The sequence below is a fragment of the Thermofilum sp. genome, assembly GCA_038741495.1.
Classification (GTDB): domain Archaea; phylum Thermoproteota; class Thermoprotei; order Thermofilales; family Thermofilaceae; genus Thermofilum.
Genome location: JAVYKX010000001.1, coordinates 257,577 through 279,520, shown reverse-complemented (window position 1 = coordinate 279,520; position 21,944 = coordinate 257,577). Strand labels below are relative to the sequence as shown.

Below are 21,944 nucleotides of genomic sequence, written 5' to 3'. Positions count from 1 at the left end.
CCAACCTCTCCTTGTTGACGGAAGCAATATTAACTTTAAGCTACCTACGAGAGAGCTGACCGCGATGATCGACTCGCACTGCCACCTCCTCTACCCAGGCTTACGAGAGAAAGTAGACGAAGTCCTCGAGAGCGCGCGAGAAGCGCTCGACGCCATCATAACCTGCGGTCTACCTTTCGACCGGGAGAAAGCACCAGGGTTTCCAGGCGCTCTCGAATCCTTGAAGCTCGCACGCAGGTACTCTGGCTTCGTCTTCGTAACGCTGGGGCTTCACCCTACTCAAGTTAGCGAGATGTCGGATGAGGAGGTAGAGGAATACCTGGCGTTTGTCGAGTCCAGGAGAGACGACATAGTTGGAATCGGCGAGATAGGGCTTGACCGCTTCTGGATAAAGGACGAGCTGGAGCACAAGAGAGCACAGGAAGTTTTTGAGAAATTTCTTAACCTCGCCGAGAAGCTTGGGAAACCCGTTGTCATTCACAGCAGGAAAGCCGAGGAGGAGGCCATCGCTGTACTATCCTCCTATTCGCTAAAGAAAGTTCTGATGCACTCTTTCACAGGAAGCATGACCGCTGCTAGAGAAGCGCTCGATCGAGGCTACCTGTTCTCTGTGAACTACCGCGTGACGAACACGAAAACTATGCGCAAAATAGCCAGGAACTTTCCGATGGAAGCGATACTAGTGGAGACTGACGCACCTTTTCTATCGCCGGACAGTGGCATCAACACACCATTATCGGTTCGGCGCGTCGCGGAAGAAGTTGCTAGGCTCCGAGGCACCTCTGTAGAGGAGGTCGATGAAGCCACGACCGGGAACGCCATCAAGTTTTTCGGCCTGGAGGGGAAGCTTGCTGCGGGGCTGAAACCTCATGGAGCCTCCCTTCCGTAAGATCCTGATCGCTAACAGGGGAGAGATAGCTGTCAGGATTATTAGAACCGCGAGGGATATGGGTATAAGAACAGTCGCTGTGTACAGCGATGCAGACGCCAACGCTCTTCATGCTCTCTTAGCGGATGAGAAGTACCGCTTGGGCCCAGGGGAGCCGGGAGCCAGCTACCTTAACATGGATGCGATCATCGACGTGGCTTTGAAGAGTGGAGCGGAGGCTGTACACCCGGGTTACGGCTTTCTAGCGCAGAATGCGCTCTTTGCGGAGAAGGTGGTGGAAAACGGGTTGGTTTGGATCGGCCCCCACCCCGATGTCATCAAGCTCGTCGGGGATAAACTTGGCGCGCGCCGGTTCTTCAGCAGCCAGGGAATACCCATCGTCCCGGGGGGGCTTAACCCTGTGGATCTGAGAGACGCGGCGAGCTACGCTGAGGAGATCGGCTACCCCGTCGTCGTGAAGCCTGCTGGCGGTGGAGGAGGTATAGGCATGTTCGTCGCCTGGTCGGAGGAAGAGCTAGAAGAGAAAATGAAACAAGCAGCTCACTTGGCTCACGCGTACTTCAAGAACGCTTCAGTTTACCTGGAGAAGTACTTCCCTAAAGCGAAGCACATCGAAGTTCAGGTGCTCGGGTGGCGGGGAGGAGTTATCCACCTCTTTGAGAGGGAGTGCAGCGTTCAGAGAAGGTTCCAGAAGGTTATTGAAGAGGCTCCTTCGCCTTCGCTATCCTGGGACGAGAGAAAGCACGTATGCGAGTTAGCTGTAAGAGCTGCGAGCAGCTGCGGATACACTAACGCGGGAACCTTTGAATTCATCTTCGACTTGGATACGAGAAGCTTCTACTTGCTAGAAGTGAACTCGAGAATACAGGTTGAGCACCCGGTCACGGAAGCGGTGACAGGGGTAGATATAGTGGAGCAGCAGATACGCATAGCGGGAGAAGGTAAGCCTACAGTGCAGCAAGGAAACGTCGAAATTCATGCTCACGCGATCGAGGCGAGGATCTACGCAGAAGACCCCATGAACAGCTTCGCTCCTTCGCCGGGCAAGATAACTTTTCTCGAGATACCTCAAGGCCCCTGGGTTAGGGTTGATAGCGGAGTTTACGAAGGCTACGAGATCCCGCACTTCTACGATCCCTTGATTATGAAGGTAATCACCTGGGGCTCTTCGCGAGCACAAGCGCTCAGCAGGCTACTGAGAGCAGTAAGCGAGCTGAGAATAGGAGGCATTAGACACAACAAGTACCTGATTCTGAAAATACTCGAGCACCCTGCTTTCCGCGAAGCTAACTACACTACGAGAATGCTCGAGGACGGCGAGCTCCTCCGCGGCTTGAGGAATACCGACGAGGCGCCTCTCCTTCCAAGTGGGAGAGAGGCAGAGAAAGGCGGAGCCGCCCAGAAGAGAGTGGAGCAGCCAGAAAGAGTAAACTACTGGAGGCTGCTCGCTCGAGCTGGATCCGCCAGCTTATAGCTCCAGTGGGCTACTCAACGTGGAAACTTCCGTGTACCTGCTGAGCCTGTTCGCAAGGTACCTCGGCATGGTGAAGAGATGCCTGTACTGCTCCTCGTCCAAGAATTGAAGCCTCAAGCGTGAAAGCTTCTCTCTCACCTCATGCGGGGGCACCTCCAGCGGATCCCTACCCATTGACCCCATCACGAACCCCCACTCGCTGTAAAAAGAGGGCACGAACACTTTGTACCGCCGCGATACGGGGAACACTCTAGCGAATGTGTTATAAATCACGGCGAACGCTCTCTCGTAGTAACGCAAAGACGTTGCTTGAGTGACTGCTACACCGCCAGCACCAAGTCTCTCTCGAACTTTCTCGTAGAACTCTTTCGTGTAGAGGTATACCCCCGGCGTTCCTCTTACGGGGTCTGTAATGTCCAGGATTATCACGTCAAACTTTTCTCCTGTTTCCTCGACGTACTTTCTCCCGTCCTCGAAGATCAGCTCGAGGCGCGGGTCGTCGAAAGCACCCTGGTGCCACTCTCTCATGTGCTTCCTCGCTAGGTTTACGAGCTCTTCGTCAATATCGACCATGACTACTCGCTCGACACTCTCGTGTTTCAAAACCTCGCGAGCAGTCGCCCCCTCGCCGCCCCCTATGATAAGGACTCGGCGAGGATTGCCGTGTGTAATCATCGCTGGGTGAACTAAGCATTCGTGGTAGATGAACTCATCATACTCGGAGCTCTGGAGGAAACCATCGAGAAAGAGAGCCATGCCGAAAGACCCTGTTCTCGCGATAGTCACTCTCTGGTACTTTGTATAACCGTCGTAGATCAGCTCGAGAATTCCGTGAATGTGAGCTTCATGGGGGCTCAGCCACTCAGAGTACCACATAACACTCATGCCATGGTAATTCGCAGCCACGGAGAGCAAAAAAGCAAGGGGCCTTTTATCTCGTTCGCCAAGCTGGTCAGGTGTCCTAGCCCTCGTCACGTATCAGCAGTTCCAGCGCTCTTCATCCCAGCCGAGTAGAAAAACATTGCTAGTTTTTAAGGTTCCTGGCTCGCAACTCTTTCTAGGCAGAAACCAGCTCTCTACCCTTATCGGTGACCCTGTACTTTCCTTCCTCTACCTTCTCCACGTAACCTGTGTTCACCAGCCCTCTAATCTTTCCAGCCACTCTCCTCACATCTAGGCCGGCTTTAGCTGCTATCTCCTTGCAGCTTACAGGCCCTCCGCCAAGCTCTACTAAAGCTTTCAGTATCGCAACAGCAACCTCGTCTGGCTTTCGAGAAGAGGCTGACATACGCTCTCTGTTCATCAAAACCGTAGGTGATTAATTTAGGTTACTCTTTAGGAACTTTTTGCTAAAAAGCATTCATCCGTCTTACTTCTCAGAATCCAGAACGTAGAGCTGAGAGACATATAGAACATCATTGCTGAAGCTGAAAAACCTCCTCCAGCTTCTTTAACCTCTTTTTTGATCTGGACAACAAGTCATTAGCAGTTTTCACTATACTAGGGTAACTCCACGGATGAACAAGGTCAACACCGTTCAGCCTGAGCGGCATCTCCAGCCTCTCCATAGTCATTATCTCGACGACAATACGCTTTCCGAGCCCCTGGATCCCGCTGTGCTTGAAGCCGCTGTTGCGAGCGGCGACAAGAAGGCGGTGAGCAGCCTTCAAGTTCCTCGCAACTATGTGGAAGATCGGGGGGTGGACGGAAAACCACACGCCGGGCTCTCGGGAGGCGGCGAGAGCAAGTGTAAGCTCCCAAACCTCGATAGGCCGGTGCCACTTCGCCAAAACTCTCAGTTTCCCTTTCTCTCCGGGGTGGCTGCAAGCTGCTAGCTGAATTCTCCCACTGCAGCTAGAAGTAGTGTAGTAGTCTCGGGAGCTGTTTACAAGCTCGAGAAGCTCGACGATGTCGCTATCCACAGCACCCTCCTCCAAATGCCTTCTCAACCTTTCGATAGCCTTTCCTTTGAGTGCGTCCCAGTCTGACGCCTTTACAAGCGAACCCGTAGGAGCTTCACCTCGTTGGCGGAGACTTTTATCACCGAGAACGAGGAGGGCTTCCAGTACGGTATCTTACCGCTCCAGGTCGCTTTCCAGGAGCCTGGGTTGCCTAGCCTCCTGACCGGATCCAGCCCCGGTAAGTGGGTGTGGCCTGCGAAGACCCATTCCCGGTTGCTGCAGAACCTCCGCTTAGCTATCTCCTCTAAGAGCAGCTCCCTGCTCGCCGCGGAAGCTAGCTTGTTCAGTAAGAACGCTAGAACGCCGCTGCTGACCACCAGGTCTCCGTGAAGCCCACATACACTGTGCCCACCGACGCGGAGACGGAGAACTCCAGGCACTGCTAGAAGCTCAGAAGATTTCAGCTTCAACTTCGCGGGAGCTGGGAGAATGGGGTCGTGCGAGCTTAAGCTCGTAGTGTAGTAAACGTAGCGCGGAAGCTCGGCCTCACCGGTGAGTTTCTCGAAGTGCTTTTTCAGCTCTTCGGCTGGGAGCCTGTAGTGTAATCGATCAAACAGGTCTCCAAGGATAAGCAGGCAGTCCACCTTCTCGTTTGCAGCGAAGTTAAGCACTGCTTGCAGCTGCCAGCATTCTGACTCCTCCTCGCAGTGGAGATCGGAGCATAGGACACAGCTTTCGTGCTTCTCCGAGACCTCGAGAGTGAACATGCTGGGCGAAACAGATTATACTAGACTGGCTATAAGGTTGTGTCATGCGTAAGGCAATTTCCGCAGCTCTGCTGGCCGTAATCCTGGTCTCTTTCAGCCCGGTCAGCTCGGCGGCTCAGCCCGTTAATCTTCCCAGCGCTTCTGCATACATCGACGTCGGGGAGAACGGGAACGCGAATGTGACTCTAGTGTTTAGCGGCAGAGGTTTTTTCACTTTCTGGATCACGCTGCCAAAGTTCGAGAAGGTTCGCCTGTGCGGATTAAAAGGCGGGTACGCACTTTACAATGAGACTTCGGGAGCATATTTCTACTACAACACGACTGTCACTCTACACCCGTCCGACGACGGAAGCTACGAGTTAAGGCTCTGCTTCAGCTTCCCTTACGCTGTCCTTATGCAGGGTGACAGAGCTTGGTTCATGTCACCGCTTCTGACAGCGCACAGTTCGATAAGCATCGCCGTCTTCGTCAAGTTACCTCTACTTAAGAGCGTCGTGCGGGAGAGCCCGAGCTCTGTGAACCAGACTGGCGACTACCGGGTCTACATCCTCTCGAGAACTGCACAGGCCGACCTGCAGGGGCGTGTGGTTGTCGAGTACACGATGAGGAGTAGCGTACCCTCCGCTTTCATCAGCTCAATGGACGGTAGAGTGAGGGTTGAGTACCCGCAACCTTACACCTCTATAGCAAACAAAACGCTAGAGATAGCTACCCAGGCCTATAGCCAGCTTCGCGATCTGACGGGCATCGAGGTTCAGAGAGTAGATTTACGCTTTTACCTTCCGGAGCAGCAGATGGGCGGCTTGGGGGCCTTAGGTTTCGTGCGGGGAGAAGACGTGAACGCGGGCGGGAGGGGGCCCATCATGCTGAACCTTGCTTTGATCAGGTTCGCTCCTGGGTACCACGAGACCACAGTCGTGCACGAGATGATCCACGTGTTTCTCGGAGCTGCAGGCGTCGAGGCAAACGCAAACACGCGGTGGTTTCATGAAGGAGTAGCCCAGTACGTTTCCCTGATCGTAGCAGAGAGGATAGGCGTCAACGTCTCCGAGTACCACCGAGATCTGGAGAACGGTTCGAGAGCTGTTCTCAACGCGTACCGCGGTAAGCTCTCTTTCATAGAGAAATGGCCGAGCGGGAGCGAAGAGGAGGCTGCCGCTTACCTCGCAAGCTACTACATCATCGCCAACATCTCATCGAGGTATGGACAGGCCAGCTACATAGCTAGGCTCTTCAGCGCCTTGAGTAGTAGGGGAGGGGCTAAGACTACGCGTGAAATAGTTCTAGCTATGAGCGAAGCTGCCCGCACGAATCTCGCTCCCCTCTTCAGGGAGTGGGGGTTCTCTAACATCGAGGACTGGCAGGACCCGCTGAGCGGCGGAGTGGCTGAAAGACAGCTCGCGGCAGCTCTAGTGCTTCTGGGCATCGCTGCGGGAGCGCTCGTGTACATTCTCAACACTAGGGTTAGGAGAGAACTCGAGCTCCTCGCAGGAAACCGAGAGTTCTCTAGATAAGAAAAAAGCGGTAAAAGCGGGATTAATCAACCTTCGATACGTGAATTATGGAGACCGGGCAAGCCTCAGCAGCGCTCTTCACGCAGTCTTCTAGCTCCCCGGGAACCTCGCCCTCCTCCAGTTTTCCTCCAAGCCTGTATTTAGCGACAATCGCGCTTTTGCCGTCCTCCTCGTTCATCTCAAAAACTTCGGGGCACAAGCTCACGCAAGCCATGTCGCTGATGCACTGGTCCCTATCGATGACAACCTTGAATCTTGGCATGTGTACCGCTATTGCGCTTCACGCACTAATCTAAATGTTTAACGCACAACTTCAAGGAAGGCTTCACCGCCGGAAGCTCTGAAAGCATAACCCTTAAAAGGTACCTTGCGTGGGGGGAGTGGGTGCTATGACTCGCCAAATTTGACCCGCGGGAAGCACCCGCTGGCGGGACGGGTTTTAGTTAGTGTGTATAAGGTTCTTAAGGAGGGGGTGGTCGCGTGTCTGTGGTAAGGAGCATACCTCAGGCCTTCAAGCCCAAAGAGTACGAGAAGGAAATCCTAGAGTTCTGGGAGAAGAACAGAGTCTACGAGCTTCTGAGGGAGAAGAGCAGAGGGAGGGAGAAGTTCTACTTCCTAGACGGCCCGCCGTACGCTTCAAGCGGTGTGCCGCACGTTGGGACTTTGTGGAACAAGGTGCTCAAGGACGCGGTTATACGGTTCTGGAGGTTCCGGGGTTACAGGGTGCACGACCAGCCTGGCTATGACTGCCACGGCCTCCCCATCGAGGTGCAGGTAGAGAAGAAGCTTGGGTTCAAGACGAAGAAGGATATCGAAAGCTACGGGGTGGAGAAGTTCATCGAGGAGTGCAGGTCCTTCGTGCTTAGCAACGTGAAGTCGATGAGCAGCTACTTCAAGGAGTTTGGAGTGTCGATGGACTGGGAGAACCCCTACTTAACCCTCAACAAGGACTACATCGAGGGGGCGTGGTGGTTTGTCAAGAAGGCGGAAGAGAGGGGTCTCCTGGACTACGGTGTGAAGGTTGTTCACTGGTGCCCCAGGTGCGAAACGTCGCTCGCTGACTACGAAGTCACCGAGTACGTCGAGCTGGAAGACCCGTCTATCTACGTCAAATTCCCGCTGCTTAACGAAGAGAAGAAGTACCTGCTCATATGGACTACTACCCCCTGGACCATACCGGCTAACACCTTCGTGATGGTGAACCCGGATCTCGAGTACGTTTGGGTCGATATAGGCGGCGAGCAGCTTCTGCTTGCAGCATCCCGCCTAGAAGAGGTGATGAGGGAGGCTGGAGTGCAAAACTACAGGGTTGCCGGGACGCTTAAAGGCGAGGAGCTGGAAGGACTTAAGTACGTACACCCTCTCAGCGAGGAAGTTCTCGCGCAGAAGGGGGAGAGAGGTATCCACACCGTAGTTCTCTCACGCGAGTTTGTTTCGGCTAGCGAGGGCACGGGGCTAGTCCACGGCGCCCCGGGGCACGGTGAGGAGGACTACGTGGTAGGAAGCCGCTATGGTGCGCCGGTGCTCGTGCTCGTTGACGAGAAAGGGACGATGACGGAGGAAGCTGGGGTTTACGCGGGTATTCCGGCTAGAGAGGCTAGCGCGCGCATAGTGGAGACCCTTAGGAAGAAGGGCTTACTCTTCCACGCGGGTTCGATACGGCATAGGTACCCTGTCTGCTGGCGCTGCAAGACGCCTTTACTGCTCAGGGCTACGCGGCAGTGGTTCATCAGGGTTACGAGGCTGAAGGAGGAAATGCTTAGGGAGGCTGAGAGAGTAAAGTGGATACCGCCCTGGGCGGGCTACGCCAGGTTTAAGAACTGGCTAGAGGGGCTGAGAGACTGGATAATCTCCAGGCAGAGGTACTGGGGTATTCCAGCTCCTATATGGGTGTGCGGGTCCTGCGGGCACAGATTAGTGGTTAGCTCTGTGAAAGAACTCGAAGAGCTTTCAGGGGCGAAAATCGAGCTGCAGGATCTGCACAGGCCGTGGGTTGACAGGATCGTGTTGAAGTGCCCGAGGTGCGGTGGGCAGATGCAGAGAGTACCTGACGTGCTCGACGTGTGGCTGGACTCCGGGATATCTTTCTTCGCTTCGCTTGGCTACCCTCTGGAAAAGAGCAAGCTTGCAGAAATGTGGCCCGTGGACTTTATCGTGGAAGGGCACGACCAGATCGCTGGATGGTTCTACTCGCTTCTGCGGGCAGGGCTTATCGCTTTCGGCGAGGTGCCTTACAGGACTGTTCTCATGCATGGTTTCGCGCTCGACGAGCAGGGCCGCGAGATGCACAAGTCGCTGGGTAACTACGTGGAGCCGAGCCAGGTCTTAGCATACGAGCAAGGAAGCCGGGATGCGTTCAGGTGGTTTGTCCTTAAGAACACGGTTTGGGAGGATTTACGCTTCTCGTGGCGTGGGCTCTCGGAAGCTTACTCGGACCTCAACGTCCTCTGGAATGTGTACTACTTCGCCACACTGTACATGAGCATAGACAGGTTCGCTCCCGAGCGCTGGCCTCTCGATGAACTTAGGGAGAGCATGAGGCCTGAGGACCGCTGGATTCTTTCGCGCTTCACTAGGTTTCTCAGAGAGTACTCACAAAATTTCGAAGAGTACCACTTGCACAAGGCTGCGCGGCTTCTAAGGGAATTTGTCATAGAAGATTTGAGCCACTGGTACGTTAGACTAGTTAGACCTAGGGTTTGGGTCGAGGAAGAGGAGAAAAGCAAGATGGCCGCGTACGCTACGTTGCACTACATCCTCTACAACCTTCTCCCCGTGCTCACGCCCATTCTACCCTTCACGGCCGAGAAGATTTACCAGTCAGCGTTCAGGTCAGAGGAAAGTCCTATCAGCGTCAACTTCCTGCAGTGGCCCGTGCCCGACGCCTCGCTAGAGGACCCCGCTCTCGAGAAGCAGATGGACATTGTGAGAAACATTGTGGAGCGTGCTCTAGCCTTACGAATGAGAAAGGGAGTTAAAGTGCGTCAACCGCTCCCGCGGCTTTTCGTGCTCACCGATGACCCAACAGTTGCTGAAGCTGTTTCCCGGCTATTGCACATTTTGAGGGAGCAGGTGAATGTGAAGGAGGTTGCTGTAAAGCCCACGCAGGCTATTAAGGAGTACGTGAAGGTGAGGTTTACCCCTAACTACCAGAAGCTCGGGCCCGCTTACAGAGAGAAAACAGCTCTCGTGGTGAAAGCCCTAGAGGAGATGACGTCCTTTGAGCATTTTGAACGCTTCGAGAAAGAAGGTGTCCTGGAGGTTTCGGTAGGGCAGGAGACCTTTAAGCTCGAGCGGGACATGGTTACAGCCAACCTCGAGTGGCTAGAGACATTCGCTGGGGAGAAGTGGGAGAGCTCTTACGTGGTTCTCGACTTCAAGCTAAGCGAGAGGGAGCTTGCTGAAGGGTTAGCGCGTGACGTGCTGAGGCGTATCCAGTTCATGAGGAAAGAGCTCAACCTCCCGGTAGACGCGTTCATTGACGTGAAGTTGTACGTCGATGAAAGCGTGCGCCACTTGCTGTACCCGATGCTAGGCTACATTCGCTCAGAAGCGCGGGCTAGAGATATCGAGGTTCTCGATAGCGAAGACCTTGTCTCCGGAGACCTGGTAAGGGAGTGGGAAATAGAGGAAACTAAAGCGGTGATCGGTGTCCGCAGAGCTACTTAAGGGCAGCTTTCTTTCTTAAGATTTCCAGCATTCTCCTCCCGTCCGAAAGCATATCGTGGTTATTGTTGAAGAAGACGTAAGCCCTCCCTGGCGATGCTCTGATAAGTGCGTCTGCGACCTCTTCAAGTTCCTCGTCTAGATAACCGTAGTTGTACCAGGTAAGGCGTCCGTGCATCCTCACATAGCACACGCCTCTCACGTTGTAGACTTTACCGTGCGGTAAACCTTCGAATAGAGGCGAGTCAGGAGTGACGAAAACCATGCCCAGCTCCTCGAAGAAGCGTAGCACCTCGTCGTTGAACCAGCTTGCATGGCGTGGCTCTACGGCAGCTTTCTCGCAAATACCTGCGTAGAGGCGGAGCCTCCGCTCGACCTCCTCGCTGAATGGCATCTGGGGGGGAAGCTGGAAAAGGTAGAAGTCGATGCTTTCCTCGAGAGGCTTAAAAACTTCCCTGAACCTCTTCCAAGTTGCTAAAGACTTCTCGTTCATTCTCCTCAAGTGAGTGATGCTTCTGTGGACCTTCACCGCCCACCTGAGCTTAGCCCCTTCTTCAAGCCACTTGATTACAGTCGAGGGTTTTGGGAAGCTGTAGAAGCTCATGTTCAGCTCTATTGCGTTGAAGCCGCTCTCATCTGCGTACCACTTCAAGCCGCCCGGGTTCCAGTCATAGTTCCATCCAGACGTACCCACGTATACCTCCATAGGCACCCAACGTACAGCACAACTAGCCTGGTAAAAACGCTCCTCACCCGTCAGGTGCGCGATAAATAGATAATTGTTCGTTACTCACGTCTCGTGGAGAGAGGCTTGAGGCGGATCTGGACGGCTTTCCTCCTGCTACTACTCATGTTCGCACTCACGAAAACTTCAGGTCAGGCGATCCTGTTTTACGGTAGTGTCGTTGATTCCGAGGGGAAGCCCATCGCTGGCGCCGAGCTCGCCGTCCTGAAAGACAACCTTCTCGTCACGACAGTCTCGACATCCCCTGACGGTAGTTTCCAGCTGCAGCTGCCTCGAGGAGATTACGTGCTGAGAGTCTACAAGCTTGGCTACCAGCCGGTCTTCGTCTCTTTCTCCGCAACACCCGAGAGGGGCGGCAGCATAGGAAGCTTCGTGCTCAGAGAAGGCGTGGAGGTAACTCCTGAAGCCCTGAGGTTCACAGTACACCAAGGAGACCGAATACCTATACGGTTTTCCGTCTCGAACAAGGGGCTCGACCCTATCCCTGTAACTTTTTACTTGGAAGCTCCGGCCGGCTGGGACTGCAGGATAGTCACCCCGGAGGGATTAAGCACGAGCGAAGTATACGTGCTTCCAGGCTCGTCGAGGAACTTAACCCTGCTGGTATCTATACCGTACAACGCTACTAGCACAGCCACGGTTCGGCTGATCGCGAGATGGGCTGGTCTCCAGAAATCCTACGAATTCAAGTTCAATGTTGAGGAAAAACAGCTAGTCATCCTAGAGCTACCGCTTAAGGAGGTTGCCAGCTATCCCGGCGCTTTGATTAAGATACCGCTGAGGCTCTGGAACCTCTTCCCAATTGAGACGACGTTCACTCTCGCTGTCTCAGGCCCTGCAGGCTGGATCGCAACGCTTCTGGATCCAAGTGGCGTATCGGTCTCGAGGCTTACTCTACCACCTGGCTCTTCAAGGAATCTCACCCTAATCGTGTACGTTCACCCGGCGACAGCTTCCGGAAACTACAAGCTAGTGGTGCTCGTCGCCTCGGACTTCTCGAAGACGGTGAGGGAGGTGGCGGTCAGCGTGGAGAGCAGGTACGACCTGCTAAACTTAACGATACCGGGTGAAAGGCTCAACGTGACGGGCGGCAGCGCGGCTCAGGTCACGCTAGCTCTGAAGAACATAGGCAACGCCCCCACTACTGCTTTCATCTCAGCTAAAAGCCAAGCACCGGATATCTTATGCCGCTTCCAGGCCACGGGAACGAGCGAAATGTCGACGTACGTCCTCCCCGGCGAAGAGAAGATTATTCCTCTCCTTGTGGAGGCGCTGCCCGGAGCTCAAGCGGGTGACTACCTAGTCACCTTGACAGCAGCAGGCTCGTCGAGCAGGGTGGAGAAAAGCATAGTAGTGAGGGTGGAGGGTTCTAAAGCTCTAGAGGTCGGTACAGCTAATCTCTTTATAGTAGCTGCTCCGGGCTCCGCTGGCGTTGCGAACGTGAACATAGCTAATACGGGAACCATGCCTCTTAACGTAACTGCAAGGGTTGTCTCAGCGCCGCCGAAGTTCTCGGTCACTCCTATACCTAGTTCCGCTACTCTACGGCCGGGAGAAAAGCTTGTGCTTTCAGTCTCAGTGTTGGTTCCCAGCAACGCTTCGGAGGGGTTCTACAATGTGATGTTTTTAGTAGAGGCCGACGGCCTGAGAGAGTATAGAGTAATCGTTGTAGAGGTGACGGGTGAAGCTCAACTAGGATTCTTTGCACTGGCTGCGCCTCTAGCTGCGCTCAGCTTTATGATAGTACTTTTTAGCCAGAGAAGAAGTAGAAGGTAGGAGTATGGTAGATGCTGCGCAACTGCTAACTCTTTATCTACTCGGGGTAGCTGTTTCTTTCAGCCCGTGCTACCTGCCGGTAATCCCTATACTCGTTGCTGTAACTTCAAGGTATAGTACTAGGAGGGGGGCTTTAGCAGCCTTTCTCTTCTCGCTGGGAGCAAGCATAAGTATAATAATATACGGTTTAACTGCAATTGTTTCAACAAATATCTTTAATGTTTTCGCTGAAACAAGACTTAGTCAGCTCCCCACGCTGGCAGGTTACCTGCTCATAGGGCTCGGGCTGATGGAGTTCACTCCCATACGAGAAGTGTTCGCGGTTCTTCCAACGTTCTCTCTGAGGCTCAAGAGAGCAGGGCTAGCGCAGTCGCTTCTCGCCGGCCTGGTCTTCTCGCTGGCAGCAGCTCCCTGCTCCTTCGCACCGCTGGTAGCCTTCCTCATGGCTGTGGGTTTAGAGGGGGCCAGAGGAGGTAACGCGATCCCTCTGATTCTTTCGTTCAGTGCTGGAATTGGGTTGACCTTGCTCCTGATAGGAGTTGCGAGTGTGATGGCAGGGAGGAGGATGGTAGAGGAGCTGACCAGAAGAGGAATCGTAAAGCACCAGGCCAAGTTTTCGGGAATCTTGCTCATGGTTTTGGGAGTGCTCACCATCGTTGCAGGAGAAAACTTCGAGATTGCTGCAGTTAGAGGCGCGGAAACTTTCATCATTGCAGCTGAAGCGGTGGGTGTTTTTTCGGGAATCCTGGCTGCTCTGGGCGTACTCAGGGTTGGCATATACCTTAACTCGGCAACACCTATGCTGCTTGGAGCAGGATTAACGCTGATGAGTATTCAGCGTTTGTCCGCGCTGCTCCCGTATCTTGGAGCGGCTCAGTGGGCCCCGCCGACCGAGGTTCTCTTCATAGCTTCACGCCTGGTGTTGCTCTGTTCTCTCATCAGCTTTGCGGCGCTTGGGAGGGGGTTCTCCGAGGTGCTGCTATTGCTGCCGACGTACCCAGCAGCTTCTCCACCGCTAGTAGACGCTCTAGTTGCGGCTTTGTGGTTTGCAGAGTGGATTAAGAGAGATAGGTTACTTGCATTCTCGACACTTTTCTTCGTAGCATCAGCGGTGAGCGACCTCCTCTATTCGATACCCGACCCGGTGAAGCCAGTAGTGGCAGCGCTGATTTTACCGCTACATCTCAGCATACTGCCTGCGTGGAGGAAAACAAGTGCGGCTCTTGCCGTGTTAAGTATGCTCGACGAGTCTTAACAAACTACGCACAAGAGGATTCCTGAGGTTTAGCCGGTAAGCGCGTGGTTCCTCGTCCACCACTTCAAGTATATTAAGCTCTCGAAACCTCTCGAGAACTACTCCAACCTTATTAGTCGCGGTAAGCTTCTCAACCATGTACTTGGTGTAAGCCTCCTTAGGGTTCTCCAGGAAAAGGGCAAGCACACGTATGCTCTTCCTGCTCTCCGGGAGCAATTTCTCAAGCAGCTCTACTAGTTCAGCAGTCATGCTCGAAGATTTCCCTCCTCCTCGCTTCCACCGCTTGAAGAAGCCGGGCTTTAGTCTCCTCCGGATCTCGAGATACGCCCACCTTACGAAACTCCTGGGCCAGCACGAGATCTCCTACAACGCTCTCTACCCAGGATGCGAAATCCCCCCTCTCCTGGTGGTACTGCGCTACTGATGCCGGCTGCTTCGCCAGCGCATCTGCGAATTCGAACATGTTCCTGGCAGCTGAGTGCGCAGGCTTGCCGTCAGCCTCGTAGAAGAAGAATTCCTGTCCTGCAGGCACGTCTCTCATCCACGCGTACCTAACCCTGGCCCGCTCGCAGCCGAGCAAAGCCTCGATGGCTCTGGCTTCGAAATCTGAGACCACCTCAAGGTACGCTGCATAGGCTTCGTAAGCTGTTGCGAAGTGGCTAAAGTACGCGTGCACCTCGCCAGGCCCCCCGGTTTTAGTGGACATGTAGTACAGGTGGTCGCTGGTGGAAAGCAGTTTCCACACTCTCTTCCAGGAGTGCTGAGGTAGCGCCCGGACGATGCACCGGAGGTGACGAAGCCTCTCGAAGCTTTCCCTCTGGAGCTCATTGCCAAGCCAAGCGGAAATATCCTTCTCGATGTCGGCCCAAGAGATCGTGTGGGCCTCCGGCACCTCGATCTCGTCTCTCACAGGCTTGCTGTCCGCGACTTCGGAGGGTGTCGCGAACCTTAAGTTCTCCCACTTCAGAACCTCGCCCGGAAGCCACCTCAGGAACTCAAAGATGCCTGTTTCGCGTGGAAAGTGCTCGCCGAAGGTCTCGTAGTCTACAGCGATGAGTATAACGTCTCCAGGAGTGGCCGCGAGCCAGGCAGCATACTTGTCAGCGGTAAGAGGATACTCGCTCCACTCCCGCGAGGCGAAGCGGAAACCAATGTCATCTGAAAGCCTGTAGTTTCTCATCAAGACCTTGATGCCGCAGCCTCGAGCTTTGTAAAGGTAGTTGGGACTTCTCCAGCCGAGAATCCGCTCCACACCTTCAGTCAGTACGACCTTGTATCCCAATCGGCCCAGAACGCAGGCGATTCTCGTGTTGTAGATGAACTCCGTGTTCTCGACAGATGTGGGCTCGCGCCCAAAGTAGTCCTTCATCAACTGCCGGTGCTCCAGCACCTGCTCGGTAAACTCCTCCTCGGATAGCAGGCTGGCAAGGCTGTGGTAGTAGGTTTGGTCCAGAAACTCGACAAGGCCCGTATCACTCAGGCGCTGGAAGCTCTCGAGAACTTCCGGGACCCACTTCCTGGCCTGCTCGAGAAAAACCCCGGAGAGGCTGAACGAGACCTTGAACTTCTTCCCAGAGTGCCGAAAGTTATCTAGCTGCTGCAGTATAACTTCGTTTGCCGGCAGGTAGCACTTCCTGGATACCCTTTCAAGTATGCGGCGGTTCAGCTCCTCGTCGAAGTAAATGTGTTCCAGAAGATCAGGAGTTATCCTAACACCTTTCGCCGCAAGCTCACGTATGCGCTGCTTAAAGTTCCTGGCGAGCCGCGCAGGCTGGTGAACTTCGAAAACGAGTACTATATCTCTCATGGAGAACCCGACGCTTTAGCATTGTACCGCTGAATCGCTCTGCTTATCACTTCTACCGCGTGCTCTCTACCCTTCCAGCCCCTGACCCTTACCCATTTACCCTTCTCCAGCTCTTTGTAGTGCTCAAAAAAGTGCTTGATCCTCTCACGAGTGGCTTCGCATATGTCACTGAGATCCCTAACGTGCTCGAACCGATTATCGATTTTCTCGTGAGGTACCGCGATAACCTTTGCGTCGTAGCCGTTCTCGTCCTCCATCTCGAGAAGCGCTACGGGCTTAGCCCTCACAACGCTTCCCGGCACGAAGGGGTCATTGCTGAGAAGAACCACATCGACGGGGTCTCCGTCTTCCTCGAGCGTAGAGGGGATGAAGCCGTAGTTAAAGGGGAATACCATGGAAGTGAAGAGAACTCGGTCAACGTGTATGAGCCCTGTTTCCTTATCCACCTCGTATTTTACGTTGCTTCCCATAGGTATTTCAACTACGACGTAAATATCTTCAGGAGGGTTCTTGCCGGGACCTATCGCGAACTTCATAACAGTCAATGTTCTCTCGGGAAACATCTTAATAAGCTCTTCTGAAAGGAGAGCGGCACACCGCCGAGCATACTACTCGAGCGTTTCCAGCACTGTGCCGATCGCGCGTGTTCTCGAATCCCTCAAGACAAATCTCTCTCCCCTCTCAATGTACCAGGGGTGGTACAGGAACTTCAGCGTCACAGTGCCGCGGTCGCCTGTGCGCATAGGCTCCTTCCCCATCTGCTCGAAGACGACCGGGCTTCTTATAGAGTACGCGTGCAGCACAGTCTGGTACCCGACCCTGATGGTGGTAGGGTGTCTTAATATCAGCACGTCCGCGAGGATTCTCCTAATAGGCTTCGCGGGGCTGGTGCGCAGCACCATCCCCTTCTCCACCTCCTCCTCATCAATCCCCGAGAGAGCTAGTGTCGCCTCCTCGCCAGCCCTAGCGGTACTTACGGGCACGCGGTTCACGTGGATAGACTTCACGCGAACTTGTTTCCAGCCCCCATCCTGCAGTGGGCCGATGAAGAGAGTGGAATCCTCCTTAACCGCGCCTTTCAGAATGGATACTGCTACCACGAGCCCCACTCCTCTAACGTTGAAAATATCCGAAACGTAAGCGAGAACGGGCTCTCCGGCCTTCTCGACCCACCTCAACCTCGGCGGCAGAAGATTGAGAAGCTCAAGTAGAGAATCAAGACCCCGCCCGGTTACGTTCGAGATCGATAGCACTGGAACAACTCTACCGCTCGAGATCAAGCCCGCTATGCGGTGAGCGTCCTGAGGAGTATGCACGAGGACAGGCTTTCTGTCAAGCTTCCGCAGCAGCGTCAACGTGTCTTCCAGGTTTCTCTTGAAAACAGTTTCATCGACCAAATCCGTCTTCGTAAATACTACTATCAACGGTAGGCGAAGCGCCAAGCATAGCCCGAGATGCTCGCGGCCCATAACCTGAAGGCCAGCGTTTGAAGCGACAACCAGCATCACGTAGTCCGGCTCCCTCGAGAGTATGCCACGAAGCGCTGTCCTCAAGTACCGCTCGTGACCACCTACATCGACAAAATAGATGACTTTTCTCGAGGCGAGAAATATCTGAGCCTCATCTAAGGGGTTAGGCAACGACCAGTTAACCGGTGGTCCCCCTAGATCGAATCCGAGAAGCCTAGTCGTGACCGACGAGGTTCTCCCGGTGAGAATCTCGTGAACATAGCGGGCAACCCTCCTCATGCTGCTTCCTCTACCGTCGTCTAGCTGTCCGGTACAGAGAACCCCGACGGTCGTGCTCTTCCCAGCATCCACGTTTCCGACAACAGCTACAGTCACCTGAACCGGGGGGCTCTCCTCCCGGCTGGAGCGGACGAGAACTCTCACGATATGCTTCCCTTGAACGATTTCGCGGGAAAGGATACGGATCTTGGCGCCGATCTTCCCGGAAACCTTCTCCAGGATGCTTATGCTTTCCCTCTCCTCTTCCTCGCTCAGGCCGATAACATTCCCCTGGTCGTCCACCCCAAGAACGTAAATGGCCTCACCTCCTCCTTCAAAAAGCCTGTACTTCATCTGAGACGCGAGACGCTCGACTCTCTCCTCGTCCAGCCTATGCAGTGCTATCTTGTACTCTACGTTCCCGTCTTCAGCCTCCCGCGGTAGCTTCTGCCCGAGATCCACCTTGCTACACGATCCATGAGCAGTGGGCGATATTAGAGTTTCCCTTGATTAATCGGGCTAGAGCACTAGGGCGCTGGTAGTATTAGCTCGCAGTCACCAGTTCGGATCATGATATACTTGCCATGAGCGTAGCTCCAGGCAGTATAAGCAGCGGTGGCAGCGTCCAAGATATCACCGTTTATAGTCTGCGCCTCGAGAACCATCCCCAGCGAGAGTAAACCCTTCAGGAGGCCCTCTGGGTTTTTCTTTCTCGGCAAGCCTAGAACATCCTGAGCGCCGCCGGGGTAAACCTCAACCACTCTAAGCCCCTGCTCGCGCAGCTTCTCCGATAGGGAAATAGCCCTCTCCGCAAGCTGCCGCATCCCCGGCAGCGCCGGCGGAAAAGCACGGATCCCTAGCCTTGCAAGTGCTTTCTCGCAACCTCGAAGGCTTCCGCTTACGGGGAGCGATAAAGGAGCGTCTATCGCGACCAGTGCGTGCCTGTAATTTCTCGCAACGCTTAGCAGCTCCTCATCCCCGCGGAAAAGAGCAGCTCTGCAGCGAAGATCCTCTGATAGAACCGCGTACGCTGACTTCCTCTTAGGTGATGCGGAAAGATCTAAGCCTATGTACGCTTCGTACATCGCTCTTCACTAGCGCGGTAGAGTCACACCACGCTGCCTAAGGTACCTACCCCTATAGGTGACGGGCTCTCCCTCAATCCTGTAGAAGGCTACGTGAGCGAAGCGCATGCCTCTCCTAAGAACTACCGGGAAAGCTCCTCCGTGTATCTCTATCGTCAGCTCGCCTTCAAAACCCGCATCTATGAGAGTTGGAGGAATCGAGATGCCTAACCGGGCAAATGTACTCCGCACTCCGATGAGCCCGGCGATATCTTCAGGCATTTTAACATACTCGAGCGTCGTCACTAACACTTTCATGTAGGGCTGGAGGACGAAAGAATCTGTCTGGAACACTTTGTAGTAGCTTCCCAGGTCAGTTTCGCCGAGCTTATCAGGATCCAGGGGCTCTGGGTTGTTCAGCAGCACCGCTACCTCTGAACCGATCCTGAGATCTACACCGTTTTCCCGAACGATTTCCTCGCTAAAGGGCTCTATCACAAGTCTACCCTCATCGATCAGTCGCCTAATCTCTCTCCCCGACAGCACACGCCGTTAAGGATCGGCCACTTTAAAGAAGTATCTTTTAGCACTGTAGGAGTCTACTGCCTCCAGCCGGTGCAAGCCCCGGCCGCCGGCCCCCTCGACGCGACGGTATTAAATAGAGCAGCTGTAGTCACCCGCTGTGCGCATCTTAATAACCAACGACGATGGACCCTCGAAGGGCCTCTTAGCCCTCGTTAAAGAGGGGCTCCAGAGAGGTCACGAGGTCTTCGTGGTAACTACGGAGGGGCAGCGTAGCGCTTCATCCAAGTCTGTAGCGTTCCGCTTCAAGTACAGGGAGGACGAGCTGCTGGGTTGCCCCGCGTACTTCATCGACTCCACTCCCGCTTCCGCTGTAGCATTTGCCCTGCAAAACATCTCGAAAAGCATCGAGCTAGTGCTTAGCGGTATAAACGAGGGAGCTAACCTGGGCTTTTGGGACATCATGTCCTCGGGAACCGTAGGAGCTGTGCTCGAAGCGGCCCTCCACGGGTTGAGAGGAATGGCAGTATCCCTCGCTGCCCGCACAAGAGCGGAGTACAGGACCTTTACAGAGGAGCAATTTCTCCCGGCTGCGCGAACAGCTTACGATATAATTGAGCAGCTCCCCGCCAGCTGGCCCTCCCCCGCCCTCAACCTTAACGTGCCGTCATTCGGCCACCGCGGCATCCAGGTTACATTTCCCGAAGCAGGCGGTGGTCCAGGCAGGATCTACCGGTGCTACAGTGGGTTCTGCGAAGCAGAAGAGTGGGACCTCTACCGGACGTACAGGTGCTTGACCCCAGGGAGCGACGTTTGCGCAGTTCAGCAAGGCTTTACTTCGCTCACCCCCCTCGGCTTGCTCAGCGTCGGTGACTTGGAGTGGTTTAGTAGACAGCTTGCGGTGGGAAAGAGATAAGTGCCGGCTCTCAAAGCGTAAACGCGTGCCAGAGCACTTAGATGTCGCCGTCATAGGTGGAGGACCTGCCGGGATGACGGCAGCCTCGAGAGCAAAGCGGCTAAAACCCTCGCTTAGAGTGGCAGTCTTCGAGAGAAGCTCTTACGTCAGCTACGCGCCGTGCGGTATCCCCTACTATCTCGGCGGACTAGCGGCAAGCATCGATGACCTAGTTCATTACCCGTTGAGAGTCTTCACGGAGGAGAGAGGTATAGAAGTCTACGTGAGGACAGAGGTGACAGAGGTCGGGGATGGCTACCTCAAAGCTAGGAGGCACACGGGCGAGACCTTAACCTTCGAGTGGAGCAAGCTACTCATAGCTACAGGGGCTAAACCTAGGAGGCTGAACGTCCCTGGGAGCCACCTTCCGGGCACTTTCTACCTTCGAACCCTAGAGGATGCTGAAGCAGCTAGGGATGCTTTATCGCGTGCGCGCCGCGTCGCCGTGGTAGGAGCAGGGTACATCGGTGTAGAGCTAGCGGAAAACCTCGCGAAGATTGGTAAGGAAGTTATTCTCATAGAAGTCATGCAGCATGTCATGCCGCAGCTGGACCCAGAGATTTCTGAAACCGTGGAGGGAGAGCTGCGCAGAGGCGGTGTTGAAGTTCACACTGGTGAGAAGGTCTTAGAGCTGTCCGGTAGCTCTTCGGTCAACAGAGTAATTACCGATAAGGGAGAGTACACCGTCGACGCGGTCTTCGTTGCGATAGGCGTAGCACCTGAAGTAGAGCTTGCCAAGCAGCTTGGGCTCAAGCTGGGGCAGACAGGCGCAGTAGAGGTCGATAAGCGCATGCAGACGAGCTTGGAGGATGTTTACGCCGCCGGTGATGTTGCGCAAGCGTTGAACCTTGTTACAGGCAAGCCGGACTGGTTCCCCCTAGCCCCTATCGCGAACAAGATGGGTTACGTGGCGGGCGCGAACCTCGCTGGAGTGCCCGAAGAGTTCCCCGGCGCTGTGGGAACCGCGGTGACTAAGGTGTTCGACCTGGAGGTTGGGAGAACTGGGCTCACGGAAGAGCAAGCTAAGCGCGAAGGTTACAATCCCGTTTCTGCTTTGATTACGGCTAGAACTAAGCCCAGCTATTACCCGGGAGCTTCCGAGATTAAGGTGAAACTCGTGGTTGACTCGGAGACGGGGAGACTGCTAGGCGCTCAGGCGGTGGGAAGAGAAGGCGTATTAGCAAGGATAAACGCGGCAGCAACCCTGCTCTCCGCCGGCGCGACATACAAAGACGTGTTCTTCAGCGACCTAGGTTACGCTCCGCCCTTCGCTCCCGTCTGGGACCCCCTCGTCGTCGCTGCTAGAGTGCTCGCCGGGAAGCTGCGTGGCACCGCTTAAGCTGACCGATCGCTCCTCGTAAACTATGAGCCAAGACCCCAGCCCTAGAGCGATAGCGCCGCTCATAGCCAGAATGCTCCCGAGCACGACAATGGCAGTGTACACGCCGCGGTCGAAGCTTGCATAAACAACGCTTAGGTTCACCTCTCCTCTACATGAAGGGCACTGGGCGGTAGCTACGAAAGCAGCGGGGATGCCGTCTAAGCGTAGAAAGCCTGTTCGGTTCCCCGATACCCTCTCCAGCTGCGTGAGTCCGATCGCAGAACCGTTAACGTCCTCGAAAACCAGTGTGATGTTGAAGGGGCCGCCCCGCGCCCCCACGGTGTAGTAGACCTTTTCCGACGAAGCGCCCCTGAGTTCCACCCTGCTTGAGAAATTCTCTGGGTAGACGAGCGTTACCGAGGCTTTAAACCTGAGCGACGTGTAGTAGCTACTGTATAGAAGCACAAGCGCTCCAACTAAGAACGCTGCGAGGCCGATCACGATCAAAAGAATAAGTTTCCTGCGCCTCTTAGCGTGCTCTTCTCTTCTCTCCAAGAATCT

General features: G+C 54.7%; 21 protein-coding genes. 8 read left to right on the top strand and 13 right to left on the bottom strand.

Features of this window, described 5'->3' with window-relative positions:
• Positions 1 to 64: 64 nt before the first annotated feature.
• Both QXU72_01610 and QXU72_01605 read left to right on the top strand, forming a co-directional pair.
• Positions 65 to 889, top strand: a complete 825-nt coding sequence (locus QXU72_01610; GenBank protein MEM0493945.1) for a TatD family hydrolase — start codon at positions 65 to 67, stop codon at positions 887 to 889.
• Entirely contained in the window at positions 870 to 2,363 is a 1,494-nt protein-coding gene (locus QXU72_01605; protein ID MEM0493944.1) for a biotin carboxylase N-terminal domain-containing protein, read from the top strand. The genes QXU72_01610 and QXU72_01605 overlap by 20 nt, the downstream gene beginning before the upstream one ends.
• Here the strand turns inward: QXU72_01605 and speE are convergent.
• From speE to QXU72_01585, 4 genes are all read right to left on the bottom strand, one after another.
• The gene (speE, locus tag QXU72_01600; GenBank protein ID MEM0493943.1) at positions 2,358 to 3,248 is read right to left on the bottom strand and encodes a polyamine aminopropyltransferase; all 891 of its coding nucleotides are present in this window, start codon (positions 3,246 to 3,248) and stop codon (positions 2,358 to 2,360) included. The two genes, QXU72_01605 and speE, sit on opposite strands and share 6 nt — an antisense overlap.
• A gap of 172 nt (positions 3,249 to 3,420) precedes the next feature.
• The gene (locus QXU72_01595) at positions 3,421 to 3,666 is read right to left on the bottom strand and encodes a winged helix-turn-helix domain-containing protein (GenBank protein MEM0493942.1); all 246 of its coding nucleotides are present in this window, start codon (positions 3,664 to 3,666) and stop codon (positions 3,421 to 3,423) included.
• A 112-nt stretch (positions 3,667 to 3,778) separates the two neighbouring features.
• A complete protein-coding gene (locus tag QXU72_01590; GenBank protein ID MEM0493941.1) occupies positions 3,779 to 4,429 on the bottom strand; it encodes a hypothetical protein in 651 nt (216 codons plus the stop codon).
• Entirely contained in the window at positions 4,357 to 5,031 is a 675-nt protein-coding gene (locus QXU72_01585) for a metallophosphoesterase family protein (protein MEM0493940.1), read from the bottom strand. The genes QXU72_01590 and QXU72_01585 overlap by 73 nt, the downstream gene beginning before the upstream one ends.
• A 44-nt stretch (positions 5,032 to 5,075) precedes the next feature.
• On the opposite strand from QXU72_01585, the gene QXU72_01580 reads away from it, so the two are divergent.
• Positions 5,076 to 6,545 carry a hypothetical protein gene (locus QXU72_01580; GenBank protein ID MEM0493939.1) on the top strand — a complete coding sequence of 490 codons (1,470 nt, stop codon included), beginning with the start codon at positions 5,076 to 5,078 and terminating at the stop codon, positions 6,543 to 6,545.
• Between the two features lie 22 nt (positions 6,546 to 6,567).
• Here QXU72_01580 and QXU72_01575 read toward each other — a convergent pair whose 3' ends face one another.
• On the bottom strand, positions 6,568 to 6,807 hold the full coding sequence (locus QXU72_01575) for a ferredoxin (GenBank protein ID MEM0493938.1): 240 nt from the start codon (positions 6,805 to 6,807) through the stop codon (positions 6,568 to 6,570).
• Positions 6,808 to 7,025: 218 nt separating this feature from the next.
• Here QXU72_01575 and ileS point away from each other — a divergent pair, with 218 nt between their 5' ends.
• A complete protein-coding gene (gene ileS / locus QXU72_01570) occupies positions 7,026 to 10,214 on the top strand; it encodes an isoleucine--tRNA ligase (protein ID MEM0493937.1) in 3,189 nt (1,062 codons plus the stop codon).
• Here ileS and QXU72_01565 read toward each other — a convergent pair.
• Complete coding sequence (locus tag QXU72_01565; protein ID MEM0493936.1) at positions 10,207 to 10,917, bottom strand: DUF72 domain-containing protein; 711 nt, start codon at positions 10,915 to 10,917, stop codon at positions 10,207 to 10,209. The genes ileS and QXU72_01565 overlap by 8 nt on opposite strands.
• Positions 10,918 to 11,010: 93 nt before the next feature.
• On the opposite strand from QXU72_01565, the gene QXU72_01560 reads away from it, so the two are divergent.
• Together QXU72_01560 and QXU72_01555 are read left to right on the top strand one after the other, a co-directional pair.
• A complete protein-coding gene (locus QXU72_01560) occupies positions 11,011 to 12,732 on the top strand; it encodes a carboxypeptidase regulatory-like domain-containing protein (protein ID MEM0493935.1) in 1,722 nt (573 codons plus the stop codon).
• Positions 12,733 to 12,736: 4 nt separating this feature from the next.
• Positions 12,737 to 13,987 (top strand): cytochrome c biogenesis protein CcdA, encoded by a 1,251-nt coding sequence (locus QXU72_01555; GenBank protein MEM0493934.1) that lies wholly within the window; start codon positions 12,737 to 12,739, stop codon positions 13,985 to 13,987.
• On the opposite strand, the gene QXU72_01550 is transcribed toward QXU72_01555, so the two are convergent.
• The 6 genes from QXU72_01550 to dcd all read right to left on the bottom strand — a co-directional run bounded on the left by QXU72_01550 (position 13,964) and on the right by dcd (position 19,131).
• Complete coding sequence (locus QXU72_01550; protein MEM0493933.1) at positions 13,964 to 14,236, bottom strand: hypothetical protein; 273 nt, start codon at positions 14,234 to 14,236, stop codon at positions 13,964 to 13,966. The genes QXU72_01555 and QXU72_01550 overlap by 24 nt on opposite strands.
• Entirely contained in the window at positions 14,226 to 15,794 is a 1,569-nt protein-coding gene (locus tag QXU72_01545; protein ID MEM0493932.1) for a glycoside hydrolase family 57 protein, read from the bottom strand. The genes QXU72_01550 and QXU72_01545 overlap by 11 nt, the downstream gene beginning before the upstream one ends.
• The gene (gene ppa / locus QXU72_01540; protein MEM0493931.1) at positions 15,791 to 16,330 is read right to left on the bottom strand and encodes an inorganic diphosphatase; all 540 of its coding nucleotides are present in this window, start codon (positions 16,328 to 16,330) and stop codon (positions 15,791 to 15,793) included. The genes QXU72_01545 and ppa overlap by 4 nt, the downstream gene beginning before the upstream one ends.
• A gap of 72 nt (positions 16,331 to 16,402) precedes the next feature.
• The gene (locus tag QXU72_01535; protein MEM0493930.1) at positions 16,403 to 17,983 is read right to left on the bottom strand and encodes a GTP-binding protein; all 1,581 of its coding nucleotides are present in this window, start codon (positions 17,981 to 17,983) and stop codon (positions 16,403 to 16,405) included.
• Positions 17,984 to 18,048: 65 nt separating this feature from the next.
• The gene (locus QXU72_01530; protein MEM0493929.1) at positions 18,049 to 18,606 is read right to left on the bottom strand and encodes a DUF429 domain-containing protein; all 558 of its coding nucleotides are present in this window, start codon (positions 18,604 to 18,606) and stop codon (positions 18,049 to 18,051) included.
• Between the two features lie 9 nt (positions 18,607 to 18,615).
• A complete protein-coding gene (gene dcd, locus QXU72_01525) occupies positions 18,616 to 19,131 on the bottom strand; it encodes a dCTP deaminase (protein ID MEM0493928.1) in 516 nt (171 codons plus the stop codon).
• Positions 19,132 to 19,267: 136 nt separating this feature from the next.
• Between dcd and QXU72_01520 the strand changes: the two genes are divergently transcribed.
• Positions 19,268 to 20,023, top strand: coding sequence for a 5'/3'-nucleotidase SurE (locus QXU72_01520; protein ID MEM0493927.1), 756 nt, complete (start codon positions 19,268 to 19,270; stop codon positions 20,021 to 20,023).
• Between the two features lie 25 nt (positions 20,024 to 20,048).
• Entirely contained in the window at positions 20,049 to 21,401 is a 1,353-nt protein-coding gene (locus QXU72_01515; protein ID MEM0493926.1) for an FAD-dependent oxidoreductase, read from the top strand.
• Here the strand turns inward: QXU72_01515 and QXU72_01510 are convergent.
• The gene (locus QXU72_01510) at positions 21,312 to 21,938 is read right to left on the bottom strand and encodes a hypothetical protein (protein ID MEM0493925.1); all 627 of its coding nucleotides are present in this window, start codon (positions 21,936 to 21,938) and stop codon (positions 21,312 to 21,314) included. The two genes, QXU72_01515 and QXU72_01510, sit on opposite strands and share 90 nt — an antisense overlap.
• Between the last annotated feature and the right edge of the window lie 6 nt (positions 21,939 to 21,944).